This is a genomic window from Enterobacter sp. MALB-1, assembly GCF_041021625.1.
In the GTDB taxonomy this organism is placed as follows: domain Bacteria; phylum Pseudomonadota; class Gammaproteobacteria; order Enterobacterales; family Enterobacteriaceae; genus Enterobacter; species Enterobacter oligotrophicus.
The window spans coordinates 1,868,634-1,881,150 of record NZ_JBDPJL010000001.1; the positions used below are offsets into that span (position 1 = coordinate 1,868,634).

Consider the following 12,517-nt stretch of genomic DNA (forward strand, 5'->3'; position numbering starts at 1 on the left):
TCTGAATGATCATTATTTGCCCTGTCTGAACCTTCATCAACTGAAGGTGTAGCCCGTAAACTGGCTAAAAAGACCCGGTTATAGGGTTTTTTCAGCCCATTGATGACACGGTGCGATGGCATGATAAGCGTGACGTAATGGGTAGCGAGCGCGCGCTGTGGCAGAAGAAAACGACGACAAAACAGAAGCCCCCACCCCCCACCGACTTGAAAAAGCGCGTGAGGAAGGGCAGATCCCCCGATCCCGAGAATTGACCTCCCTGCTGATCCTGGTTGTAGGCGTGTGCATTATCTGGTTGGGTGGGGAGTCGCTCGCCCGCAGACTGGCGGGGATGCTCTCTGCCGGGTTGCGTTTTGACCACAGTATGGTCAACGATCCCAACCTTATCCTCGGCCAAATCATTATTTTGATTAAAGGCGCGATGATCGCCTTGTTGCCGCTGATCACGGGCGTGGTGCTGGTGGCTATTGTGTCACCGATCATGCTGGGTGGCCTGGTGTTTAGCGGCAAATCGCTGCAGCCCAAGTTTTCCAAACTTAATCCGTTTCCGGGCATTGCGCGTATGTTCTCCGCGCAGACCGGCGCGGAACTGATTAAAGCTATCCTCAAATCTACCCTGATGGGAAGCGCGGCAGGCTTTTTCCTGCTGCACAACTGGCCGGAGATGATGCGCCTGATTAGCGAATCACCGTTAAGCGCCATGAGTAACGCCATGAACCTCATCGGGTTATGCTCGCTGCTGGTGGTACTCAGTATTATTCCCATGGTCGGCTTCGACGTTATCTTCCAGATTTATACCCACATCAAAAAACTGCGCATGTCACGTCAGGATATCCGCGACGAATACAAGCAAATGGAAGGCGACCCGCACGTGAAAGGGCGTATTCGCCAGATGCAGCGTGCCGCCGCGCGTCGTCGCATGATGGATGATGTGCCAAAAGCCGATGTTATCGTGACCAACCCGACGCATTACTCCGTTGCGCTGCAGTATGACGAAAACAAAATGAGCGCGCCGAAAGTGGTGGCGAAAGGGGCGGGGCTGATAGCGCTGCGTATCCGTGAAATCGCGACGGAAAACCGCGTCCCCATTCTTGAAGCACCGCCGCTGGCACGTGCGTTATACCGGCATGCGGAAATCGGACAACAGATCCCTGGGCAACTTTACGCCGCCGTGGCGGAAGTGCTGGCCTGGGTGTGGCAACTGAAACGCTGGCGTTTAGCAGGCGGTCAACGACCTGTGAAACCTGAAAACCTTCCGGTGCCTGACGCGCTGGATTTTTTGAACGAGAAGGACACTGATGGCTAATCTGGTGGCAATGTTGCGCCTGCCCGGCAACCTGAAATCGACCCAATGGCAGATCCTTGCCGGACCGATTCTGATCCTGCTAATACTGTCGATGATGGTGCTGCCGTTACCTGCATTCATCCTCGACCTGCTTTTCACATTCAACATTGCGCTGTCCATCATGGTGCTGCTGGTGGCGATGTTCACCCAGCGTACCCTGGAATTCGCGGCATTCCCGACCATTCTGCTGTTTACCACCTTACTGCGCCTGGCGCTGAACGTGGCCTCCACGCGTATCATCCTGATGGAAGGGCATACCGGTGCGGCGGCGGCAGGTAAAGTGGTTGAAGCCTTCGGCCACTTCCTTGTCGGCGGTAACTTTGCCATCGGTATCGTGGTGTTCGTGATCCTCGTGATTATCAACTTCATGGTTATCACCAAAGGGGCGGGACGTATCGCGGAAGTGGGCGCACGCTTCGTGCTGGACGGGATGCCGGGTAAGCAGATGGCGATCGACGCCGACCTGAACGCCGGTTTAATCGCTGAAGATGAAGCGAAAAAGCGCCGTGCGGAAGTGACGCAGGAAGCGGACTTCTACGGTTCGATGGACGGTGCGAGTAAATTTGTGCGCGGTGATGCTATCGCGGGCATTCTGATCATGGTGATTAACGTAGTGGGCGGCCTGCTGGTGGGCGTTCTGCAACACGGTATGGACATGGGTCATGCGGCGGAAAGCTATACGCTGCTGACCATCGGTGACGGTCTGGTTGCCCAGATCCCGGCGCTGGTTATCTCCACTGCGGCGGGCGTTATTGTTACCCGCGTCAGTACCGATCAGGATGTGGGTGAGCAGATGGTGGGGCAGTTGTTCAGCAACCCACGCGTCATGCTGCTGGCGGCGGCGGTGCTGGGCCTGCTCGGGCTGGTGCCGGGGATGCCAAACCTGGTCTTCCTGCTGTTCACGGCTGGTCTGTTGGGGCTTGCATGGTGGATGCGTGGCCGTGAAACCAAACCGGCCGCTGAACCCGCACCGGTTAAAATGCCGGAGAACACCCAGGCCGTTGAAGCGACCTGGAACGACGTTCAACTGGAAGATACCCTCGGGATGGAAGTGGGGTATCGCCTGATCCCGATGGTGGACTTCCAGCAGGACGGCGAACTGCTCGGCCGCATTCGCAGTATCCGCAAAAAATTTGCTCAGGACATGGGCTTCCTGCCGCCGGTTGTTCATATTCGTGACAACATGGATCTGCCCCCCGCGCGCTATCGCATTTTGATGAAAGGCGTGGAAATCGGCAGCGGCGACGCCTATCCGGGCCGCTGGCTGGCCATTAACCCTGGAACGGCCGCCGGGACATTGCCGGGGGAACAAACCATCGATCCGGCCTTTGGCCTGGCAGCGATCTGGATTGAGAGCGCGCTGAAAGAGCAGGCGCAGATCCAGGGCTACACCGTGGTAGAAGCCAGTACCGTGGTGGCGACCCATCTAAATCACCTGATTGGGCAGTTCTCGGCCGAGCTGTTTGGACGCCAGGAAGCACAGCAGTTGCTTGACCGCGTGACGCAGGAGATGCCGAAGCTGACGGAAGACCTGGTGCCGGGTGTGCTGACATTAACCACGCTGCACAAGGTGCTGCAAAACCTGCTCGACGAAAAAGTACCGATTCGCGATATGCGTACCATTCTGGAAACGCTGGCCGAACATGCGCCGCTGCAGAACGATCCGCACGAGCTGACGGCGGTGGTTCGCGTGGCACTGGGCCGTGCTATTACCCAGCAGTGGTTCCCTGGTACTGGCGAAGTGCAGGTGATTGGGCTTGATACGCCACTTGAGCGCCTGTTGTTACAGGCCCTGCAGGGCGGCGGCGGTCTGGAGCCGGGGCTGGCCGATCGGTTGCTGGCACAAACTCAGGAGGCGCTGGCCCGGCAGGAGATGCTCGGTGCACCGCCGGTACTGCTGGTGAATCATGCCCTGCGTCCGCTGCTGTCGCGCTTCCTGCGTCGTAGCCTGAACCAGCTGGTGGTGCTGTCGAACATGGAACTGTCGGATAACCGTCATATTCGTATGACGGCGACCATCGGAGGAAAATAATGCGTAAGTGGCTATGGATACTCTTTTTCCCGCTGGCGGCGCAGGCTGCTGGCGAGGGGATGTGGCAGGCGAGCAGCATGGGGGTGACGCTCAGCAATCGTGGCGTTTCCATGTCTTCACGCCCGCTGTCCCCGCCTGAACCCGCCTCTGGCCTGATGACCCTGGTGGTCTGGAATTATAAGCTGATTGGGCCAACGCCTACCGGGTTGCGGGTACGCCTGTGCTCCCAGACCCGGTGTACGGAAATCGACGGTGAAAATGGAACCACACAGGCGTTCAACGGCGTCCCTGCGGTTGAACCTTTACGCTTTATCTGGGAAGTGCCGGGTGGGGGACGTTTGATCCCGGCGCTGAAAGTGCAGAGCAATTCTGTCATCGTCAACTACCGCTAACTGCCTGCCTTTTCACCAGCCATCGGGCAATTCTGATGGCTGGCTCGCAAAAATGACCTCGCCTTTTGATGCAATAGAAACGCTGTTTTATAAATCAGTGACACGCGTGACGACACTCTTTGCATTTTTGCCATCCGGCACTTTGTGATGGCAGAAACAGAAAGGTATCGGCAGGTCGATACTTTTACTGTAGCCGTGTAAAAACTCCCGGATGAGGTTTGCTTACAGGGAGTCTCCCAAAACTGATTAGGGTTGACGGCAATGAAAACACGTAAAATTGGACTCGCAAATTATCTTGCTTATGGGTCAGGGGATTTCCTCGGGGCGGGAACGACCGCGCTGACGGCGGCCTGGCTTTTATATTTTTATACGACCTTCTGTGGACTCACACCGATTGAAGCAACCTTTATCTTTGCCGCAGCAAGGGTGCTGGACGCTGTTGTCAGCCCGTTAATGGGCTTTTTGACCGATAACTTTGGCACCACCTGGCTCGGTAAGCGCTTTGGTCGCCGTAAATTCTTTATTCTTCTGGGTATTCCTTGTGTGTTCAGCTACTCACTGATGTGGGTTGGCGACATGAGCTTCTGGTACTACCTGTTGACTTATCTGGTGTTTGATATCGTCTACACCATGATTCTGGTGCCTTATGAAACGCTGGTGCCGGAAATGACAGATGACTTTAAACAGAAAACCAAGTTCTCCGGCGCGCGCATCTCTATGGCGCAGATGTCTGCTATTCTGGCGTCATTCCTGCCGGGGATATTGCTGACCCACTTCGGCAAAGACAACGCCATCTCCTTCTTCTATGCGAGCCTGGTCTTCTCCGTGCTGTGCGCGCTGATGCTGACTTTCGTCTGGTTCTTTACCTGGGAGCGCCCGCGCGAGGAGTGGTCTGAAGCGGCGCTGCGTGCCGAAGAAGAGAAGAAGAAACTGACGCTGGGGCAGAGCCTCAACCGTCTGTTTGTGGAGTTAAGCTCTACGCTGCGCATCAAGATTTTCCGTCAGCATCTGGGGATGTACCTCGGCGGCTATATTGCGCAGGACGTTTTCAATGCGGTCTTTACGTACTACGTGGTCTTTGTCCTGATGCAGGAAGCGTCTATGGCTTCTAACCTGCTGGGTACGATGGCTATCTTCCAGTTCCTTGCCGTCATCGGCATGATCCCGCTCTGTATTCGCTTTGGGCCAGCGCCGTCTTACCGCATGGTGGTGGTACTGTTCGGTCTGGCGTCCCTCTCTTATGCTCTGCTTTATTACGCGGGTCTGAGCGATATCTATTCTCTGTTGTTGCTGGTTTCTGCCGTTGCCGGTCTTGGCCGTGGTGGTATCAACTATGTGCCGTGGAATACCTACACCTACATTGCTGACGTGGATGAAGTGATCACCGGTCAGCGCCGCGAAGGGATCTTTGCCGGCATCATGACCCTGACCCGCAAAGCGTCGCAGGCCGGGGCGGTGATGCTGGTCGGGATTGTGATGCAGATGTCCGGTTTTGTCAGCGGCCAGAAAGTTCAGCCTGCGGAAGTCAGCCACACCATCCTGATGATCCTGAGCGTAGGCACGATTCTGGTCCTGTTCTGTGGTTTCCTGGTCTCCCTGCGCTTCAAACTTAATTTGCAGACCCACAGCACGCTGCGTGAAGAGACGGCCAAAATGCGCGAGTCTGGCCGCGCGATGCCGGAGACGGTGACCCCGCAAGCCCGCGCCACCGTTGAGATGCTGGCCGGTATGCCGTACGAATCGCTGTGGGGCAACAACAATATTGGTTATCTGAATCGCAATAAACCGGCGGCACCTTCCCTGAAGGATCGTGCGGTACTGAATTCGACATACAACAGAGGTTAAGATGATGAAAGTTTGGCCTGTCAAACATAGCCCGTTACTGCGTCAGCCTGAGCGTTTTATCGCCAGGGATGAACTGAAATCGCTGATTCAAAAGGTGACGCATAACCTGGTCAACATCCACGATAAAACGGGTGAATTTTTGCTGCGGCTGGACGACGGACGCGTGATCGACACCAAAGGCTGGGCAGGATGGGAATGGACGCATGGCGTTGGTTTGTACGGTATCTGGCAGTATTACTGCCAGACCGGCGACGAAGCGATGCGCGATATTATTGACCGCTGGTTTGCCGATCGTTTTGAGGAGGGGGCGACCACAAAAAACGTCAACACCATGTCACCGTTCCTGACGCTGGCGTATCGCTACGAAGAGACTAAAAACCCGGCCTGGTTGCCATGGCTGGAAAGCTGGGCTGAGTGGGCGATGAACGAGATGCCGCGCACCGAACACGGCGGTATGCAGCACATCACCCTGGCGGAGGAGAACCATCAGCAGATGTGGGATGACACGCTGATGATGACCGTGCTGCCGCTGGCGAAAATTGGCAAATTGCTCAACAAGCCGGAGTACGTTGAAGAGGCGGTGTATCAGTTCCTGCTGCACGTGCAGAACCTGATGGACCGTGAAACCGGGCTGTGGTTCCACGGCTGGAATTATGACGGGAACCATAATTTTGCCCATGCCCGCTGGGCGCGCGGCAACAGCTGGCTCACCATCGTGATACCGGATTTCCTTGAACTGGTGGATCTGCCGGAAAACAACGCCGTGCGCCGCTATCTGGTGCAGGTATTGAATGCGCAGATTGCCGCGCTGGCGAAATGCCAGGACGACAGCGGTCTGTGGCATACGCTGCTCGACGATCCTGACTCTTATCTGGAGGCATCGGCCACGGCAGGGTTTGCCTACGGTATCCTGAAAGCAGTGCGTAAGCGTTATGTCGGGGCGGAATATGCTGAGGTCGCTGAGAACGCGATTCACGGGATTGTGAAAAACATCTCTCCGGAAGGTGAACTGCTGCAAACCTCGTTCGGCACAGGGATGGGAAGTGATTTAGACTTTTACCGCCAGATCCCGCTGACGTCGATGCCGTATGGACAGGCAATGGCGATTTTGTGTTTGACCGAATACTTACGGAAATACTTCTGATAATAAAAAACCCGGCGATTGCCGGGTTTCTTTTTTACATACGCTCTACGGTTTCGATACCCAGGGTATCCAGACCCAGCTTCAGGGTCTTCGCCGTCAGTTGCGCCAGCTTCAGACGGCTGTTGCGAACGGTTTCGCTTTCTGCAGAGAGAATAGGGCAGTGTTCGTAGAAACCGGAGAACAGACCGGCCAGATCGTACAGGTATGAACACATGACGTGCGGCGTACCGTCGCGCGCGACGACCGCGAGGGTCTCTTCAAACTGCAGCAGACGGGCTGCCAGCTGCGCTTCGCGATCTTCCGTAATGGAGACCGTGGCGTTAGCCAGCACGCTCTCGTCAATGTTGGCTTTGCGGAACACGGAGAGCACGCGGGTGTAGGCATACTGCATATACGGCGCGGTGTTACCTTCGAACGCCAGCATGTTATCCCAGTCGAAGATATAGTCGGTGGTACGGTTCTTGGAAAGATCCGCGTATTTCACAGCACCGATACCCACGGCGTTTGCCAGTTTTTCCAGCTCATCGGCAGGCATGTCCGGGTTTTTCTCGGCCACCAGGCGACGGGCACGTTCCAGCGCTTCATCCAGCAGGTCAGAAAGTTTAACGGTGCCACCTGCGCGGGTTTTGAACGGCTTGCCGTCTTTGCCGAGCATCATGCCGAACATGTGGTGTTCCAGCGGCACGGAATCCGGCACGTAACCGGCTTTACGCACGATAGTCCACGCCTGCATCAGGTGCTGGTGCTGACGGGAGTCGATGTAATACAGCACGCGATCGGCATGCAGGGTTTCGTAACGGTACTTCGCACAGGCGATATCGGTGGTGGTGTAGAGGTAGCCGCCATCCTTTTTCTGGATGATGACGCCCATCGGTTCGCCTTCCTTGTTTTTGTACTCATCAAGGAACACGACCGTTGCGCCTTCGCTCTCAACCGCCAGACCTTTGGCTTTCAGGTCAGCCACAATGCCAGGCAGCATTGGGTTGTAGAGGCTTTCACCCATCACGTCGTCACGGGTCAGCGTCACGTTCAGGCGGTTATAGGTGAGCTGGTTCTGGGACATGGTGATATCAACCAGCTTGCGCCACATCTCCAGGAAATACGGATCGCCGCCCTGCAGTTTCACCACGTAGCTGCGCGCACGCTCGGCGAAGGCTTCATCTTCGTCGTAATGTTTTTTCGCTTCGCGGTAGAAACCTTCCAGGTCCGCCAGCGCCATTTCGCCGGCATTTTCCTGCTGTTGTTTTTCCAGGTAAGCGATCAGCATTCCGAACTGAGTACCCCAGTCACCCACGTGGTTCGCGCGGATCACTTTATGGCCGAGGAATTCATTGGTACGCACCGCCGCATCACCGATAATCGTGGAGCGCAGGTGACCCACGTGCATCTCTTTCGCCACGTTAGGTGCAGAGTAGTCAATCACCACGGTCTGCGCTTTCGGCTGTGTGACACCCAGACGGTCAGACTTCAGCGCTGCGTCAACGTGGCTTGCCAGGAAGGCAGGCTCAAGGAAAATGTTGATAAAGCCCGGACCGGCGATTTCGGTTTTGCTGGCAATGCCGGTGAGATCCAGATGCGTCAGTACCTGCTCAGCGAGTTGTCGCGGCGGCATGCCCAGTTTTTTAGCCACTGCCATCACGCCATTAGCCTGATAGTCGCCAAACTGTACTTTTGCTGACTGACGAACCTGTGGTTCGCAATCCGCAGGCGCACCTGCGGCAATCAGTGCCTGACTGACTTTTTCTGAGAGAAGAGCCTGAATATTCACCTGGATACCTTACGTTTTTGATGCGGGTTAATAACCACCCGCGCCAGTTAAAGAATTTAGGGCGGGAGTATACTGCAAATGCCCTCTGGCGTCAGCAATGCAGGGGCCGAAGATTGCTCAGAATCCAGGCTAAGAAGGTGTGCATAATCATGCAGTCAGCAAAACTCTGATTCTGCGGTTGGTCGAAAGGGGCTAACAGAGTAAATTAGCGGCTTTGCGACACGATAAGAGACTGATTTATGGCGAACTGGCAATCCATTGACGAACTGCATGATATTTCCGCAGATTTACCGCGCTTCACCCAGGCGTTCACAGAACTTGCCACCCGCCTCGGTCTGGATATCGCGCCATTAGAAGCCGATCACATTTCGTTGCGCTGCCATCAGAACGCGACCGCAGAACGCTGGCGTCGTGGGTTTGAACAGTGCGGTGCGCTGCTTTCGGAGAACATCATTAATGGTCGCCCTATTTGCCTGTTCAAACTGCATGAGCCGATCTGCGTGGCGCACTGGCACTTCACCGTGGTCGAACTGCCGTGGCCGGGCGAGAAACGCTATCCGCATGAAGGATGGGAACATATTGAAATTGTGCTGCCGGGTGAGCCTGAAACGTTGAATGCACGCGCGCTGGCGCTGCTATCAGACGAGGGCCTAAGCAAGCCGGGTATTTTTGTGAAGACCAGTTCCCCGAAAGGTGAGCGCGAGCGTCTGCCTAACCCGACGCTGGCCGTCACTGACGGACAGGTCACCGTGAAATTTCATCCCTGGACTATCGAACAGATCGTTGCCAGCGAAGCGTAAGAGTTGTGAGTTTACGCCGGGACCGTAAGTATAAGGCGTGTCATGATGGTGCGTTGAGTGGATTTTAAGGAGGATTACATGGCGCTGCTGGAGATTTGTTGTTACAGCGTGGAGTGTGCCGAAACTGCACAACAGCAGGGAGCCGATCGCATTGAACTGTGCGCGGCTCCGAAAGAGGGGGGCTTAACGCCCTCTTATGGCGTGCTGAAGTCTGCCCGTCAGGTCGTGACGATTCCGGTTCATCCGATTATCCGTCCGCGCGGCGGTGATTTTTGTTACACGGCGGGCGAGTTCAGTGCCATGCTTGAAGATATCGCCCTCGTTCGCGATCTGGGGTTCCCAGGGCTGGTTATCGGCCTGCTTGATGAGGACGGTCATGTTGATTTACCGCGTATGCAACAGGTAATGAGCGCGGCGAAGGGAATGGCTGTCACTTTTCATCGCGCGTTTGATATGTGTAAAGATCCTGTGCAAGCCTTTGATACGCTAGCTGAACTTGGCGTGGCGCGCATCCTGACATCAGGACAGCAGTCGAGTGCTGAAAAAGGACTGCAATTAATTACGGAACTAAAAGCACATTCCGGTGTTCCAATAATCATGGCGGGCGCAGGAGTACGCGCCAGTAATCTGGAACTGTTTTTGAACGCAGGGGTAGAGGAGCTTCACAGCTCGGCGGGGAAATGGACACCGTCACCCATGCGTTATCGCAATACAGGGTTGTCAATGTCGACGGATGCTGAAGCGGATGAGTACTCGCGCTACGGTGTAGATGGAGAGTCGGTTGCGGTAATGAAATCGTTGATTGAACGTCATCACGTGTAGCAACGTACCGATTTTTACCGCGCATCATGTCGCCCAATATGATGCTTGCTTGTACCAGGCCCCTGCAATTTCAACAGGGGCCTTTTTTTCTTTTTTGCCCGGTGGCGCTGCGCTTACCGGGCCTACGAAATCACGCGTAGGCCGGGTAAGGCGCAGCCGCCACCCGGCACAAACTACGGCTTCGTCGCAATCAACACCGCACGCATCGGTGCCGGATAGCCTTCGATGGTTTTGCTGTGATCGGTCGGGTCAAGGAACTGCTCCAGCGATTCGGTGATCATCCAGTCGGTGCGGCGCTGCTCTTCAATGGACGTTACGCTCACGTCCGCAATGCGTACATCCACGAATCCGCACTTCTCCAGCCAGTTCTTCAGCGCCAGCGCGGAAGGGATAAAGTAGACGTTGCGCATCTGCGCGTAGCGGTCACCCGGTACCAGCACCGCATTTTCATCGCCTTCAATCACCAGCGTTTCGAGCACCAGCTCGCCACCGCTCACCAGCTGATCTTTCAACTGCCAGAGATGCTCAAGCGGAGAACGACGGTGATACAGCACCCCCATGGAGAACACGGTATCAAACGCTTTCAGCGCCGGAAGTTGTTCGATGCCGAGCGGCAGCAGGTGCGCGCGCTGATCGTTACCCAGCAGTTTACGCACCGCTTCGAACTGGCACAGGAACAGCTGCATCGGATCGATACCGACGGCCAGATGCGCACCTGCGCCAATCATGCGCCACATGTGATAGCCGCTGCCACAGCCCACGTCCAGAATGGTGCGCCCGGTCAGGTCGGACAGGTGCGGCAGAACGCGCTCCCATTTCCAGTCTGAGCGCCATTCGGTGTTGATGTTCACGCCGTAGAGAGAGAACGGCCCTTTGCGCCACGGCATCAGGTTACGCATTAACGTTTCGATGCGGTTTATCTGCCCGGCCGGGAGCGGTTCTTCACTCTCTGCCGTCACGCTGTGCAACAGATCCAGACGGTGCGGCGTCAGTTCCGGCAGAAACTCAACCGCGTTGGACCACTGCTTTAACAGGCCATGCTGCTGATCGCGCTGCCAGGTGGCGATCTGCGCGGGCAGGGTTTCCAGCCAGTGGGAGAGGTGGTTTTTGGCAATCAGCTGATAGAAGTTACCGAACTCGATCATGCCGCATCCTCAGCTTTCAGCGCCACCAGAGAACCAAAATTGAAGCACTGGAACCACAGTTCGCTGTGCTCAAATCCGGCTTTACGCAAGCGTGCTTTATGCGTTTCAACGGAGTCCGTCAGCATCACGTTTTCAAGCATGCTGCGCTTCTGGCTAATTTCCAGCTCGCTGTAACCGTTCGCCCGTTTGAAATCGTGGTGCATATTGAACAGCAGTTCGCCCACCTGAGCGTCTTCAAAGCTGAATTTCTCGGATAACACCAGCGCACCGCCGGGGTTCAGACCTTTATAAATTTTGTCCAGCAACAGCTGGCGGTCTTCTGGCGCAAGGAACTGCAGGGTAAAATTCAGGACGACCATGGAGGCGTTGTTGATTTCGATATCACGAATGTCGCCTTCCACCACCTCGACCGGTGTTGGCGCTTTCCAGGCGTCAATGTGGCGACGGCAGCGTTCAACCATGGCGGGGGAGTTATCCACGGCAATAATTTTACAGCCTTCGTGGGGAATGTTACGACGTACCGACAACGTTGCCGCGCCAAGCGAGCAGCCCAGGTCATAGACCTGCGTGCCGGGTTGAACGAAGCGCTCAGCCAGCATGCCGATCATGGAGATAATGTTGGAGTAACCGGGAACAGAGCGCTGGATCATATCCGGGAAGACTTCAGCTACCCGTTCATCAAAAGTCCAGTCGCCCAGGCTGGCGATAGGCGCGGAAAAAAGCGTGTCGCGATCTGACATAACGTAAAAATCCGGGAAAAATAAAGTGGCGTATTGTGCGCTAATGGAAGGAGAAAACCAACTCCCACGGCATATACCAAAGGTTAGCCAGCACCATCAGCAAAAGCGAACACCATGTCGCGCTCATGCCGGAACGACGCCAGCGGAATAAGCGATGGTGAAAGCCGTAATAATGCATTAACCGGCCGGCAATCAGAAGCAGGCCACAGACGTGAACCATCCACGTTTCTGCGCCATCCATCTCCATAAACAGCAGCAAAATTAATGCAATGGGGATGTACTCGACCGCGTTGCCGTGAATGCGAATAGCGCTCTGCAGTTCCGAAAAACCACCGTCACCGTAGGAGACGCGGTACTGCATTCTCAGGCGCACAACATCAAATGAAAACTTAATCAGCAGTAATGCACCTAACACCGCATACAGCGCGCTGACCATACAAACTCCCTGTTTTTGGCAGATGGCACGTCTCTATGATAGGGGCTG

11 protein-coding genes are annotated in these 12,517 nt (G+C 55.6%); 7 read left to right on the forward strand and 4 right to left on the reverse strand.

The features are described from left to right. Window positions 1-157 precede the first annotated feature (157 nt). From flhB to ABGB15_RS08930, 5 genes are all read left to right on the forward strand, one after another. Window positions 158-1,306 (forward strand): flagellar biosynthesis protein FlhB, encoded by a 1,149-nt coding sequence (flhB, locus tag ABGB15_RS08910; RefSeq protein ID WP_152081432.1) that lies wholly within the window; start codon window positions 158-160, stop codon window positions 1,304-1,306. Continuing rightward, window positions 1,299-3,377 (forward strand): flagellar biosynthesis protein FlhA, encoded by a 2,079-nt coding sequence (gene flhA / locus ABGB15_RS08915; RefSeq protein ID WP_152081431.1) that lies wholly within the window; start codon window positions 1,299-1,301, stop codon window positions 3,375-3,377. The genes flhB and flhA overlap by 8 nt, the downstream gene beginning before the upstream one ends. Next, entirely contained in the window at window positions 3,374-3,769 is a 396-nt protein-coding gene (locus ABGB15_RS08920) for a flagellar protein FlhE (RefSeq protein ID WP_215722407.1), read from the forward strand. The genes flhA and ABGB15_RS08920 overlap by 4 nt, the downstream gene beginning before the upstream one ends. A gap of 261 nt (window positions 3,770-4,030) precedes the next feature. Continuing rightward, the gene (locus ABGB15_RS08925; protein WP_215722237.1) at window positions 4,031-5,614 is read left to right on the forward strand and encodes an MFS transporter; all 1,584 of its coding nucleotides are present in this window, start codon (window positions 4,031-4,033) and stop codon (window positions 5,612-5,614) included. A gap of 4 nt (window positions 5,615-5,618) precedes the next feature. After that, window positions 5,619-6,758: a glycoside hydrolase family 105 protein gene (locus ABGB15_RS08930; protein WP_215722406.1), complete on the forward strand. Its 1,140-nt coding sequence runs from the start codon at window positions 5,619-5,621 to the stop codon at window positions 6,756-6,758. A 34-nt stretch (window positions 6,759-6,792) separates the two neighbouring features. Here the strand turns inward: ABGB15_RS08930 and argS are convergent, their stop codons facing one another. Beyond that, on the reverse strand, window positions 6,793-8,526 hold the full coding sequence (gene argS / locus ABGB15_RS08935; protein WP_152081428.1) for an arginine--tRNA ligase: 1,734 nt from the start codon (window positions 8,524-8,526) through the stop codon (window positions 6,793-6,795). A 239-nt stretch (window positions 8,527-8,765) separates the two neighbouring features. Here argS and ABGB15_RS08940 point away from each other — a divergent pair, with 239 nt between their 5' ends. Both ABGB15_RS08940 and cutC read left to right on the forward strand, forming a co-directional pair. Then, window positions 8,766-9,326 carry a VOC family protein gene (locus tag ABGB15_RS08940; protein ID WP_215722236.1) on the forward strand — a complete coding sequence of 187 codons (561 nt, stop codon included), beginning with the start codon at window positions 8,766-8,768 and terminating at the stop codon, window positions 9,324-9,326. Between the two features lie 78 nt (window positions 9,327-9,404). Then, window positions 9,405-10,148: a copper homeostasis protein CutC gene (gene cutC, locus ABGB15_RS08945; RefSeq protein ID WP_152081426.1), complete on the forward strand. Its 744-nt coding sequence runs from the start codon at window positions 9,405-9,407 to the stop codon at window positions 10,146-10,148. A gap of 173 nt (window positions 10,149-10,321) precedes the next feature. Here the strand turns inward: cutC and cmoB are convergent, their stop codons facing one another. The 3 genes from cmoB to ABGB15_RS08960 are packed head-to-tail and all read right to left on the reverse strand — an operon-like array spanning window position 10,322 to window position 12,469. Beyond that, window positions 10,322-11,293 carry a tRNA 5-methoxyuridine(34)/uridine 5-oxyacetic acid(34) synthase CmoB gene (gene cmoB / locus ABGB15_RS08950; RefSeq protein ID WP_215722235.1) on the reverse strand — a complete coding sequence of 324 codons (972 nt, stop codon included), beginning with the start codon at window positions 11,291-11,293 and terminating at the stop codon, window positions 10,322-10,324. Continuing rightward, window positions 11,290-12,033 carry a carboxy-S-adenosyl-L-methionine synthase CmoA gene (gene cmoA / locus ABGB15_RS08955; RefSeq protein WP_152081424.1) on the reverse strand — a complete coding sequence of 248 codons (744 nt, stop codon included), beginning with the start codon at window positions 12,031-12,033 and terminating at the stop codon, window positions 11,290-11,292. The genes cmoB and cmoA overlap by 4 nt, the downstream gene beginning before the upstream one ends. 40 nt (window positions 12,034-12,073) lie before the next feature. After that, window positions 12,074-12,469 carry an MAPEG family protein gene (locus tag ABGB15_RS08960; RefSeq protein WP_152081423.1) on the reverse strand — a complete coding sequence of 132 codons (396 nt, stop codon included), beginning with the start codon at window positions 12,467-12,469 and terminating at the stop codon, window positions 12,074-12,076. Window positions 12,470-12,517: the final 48 nt, after the last annotated feature.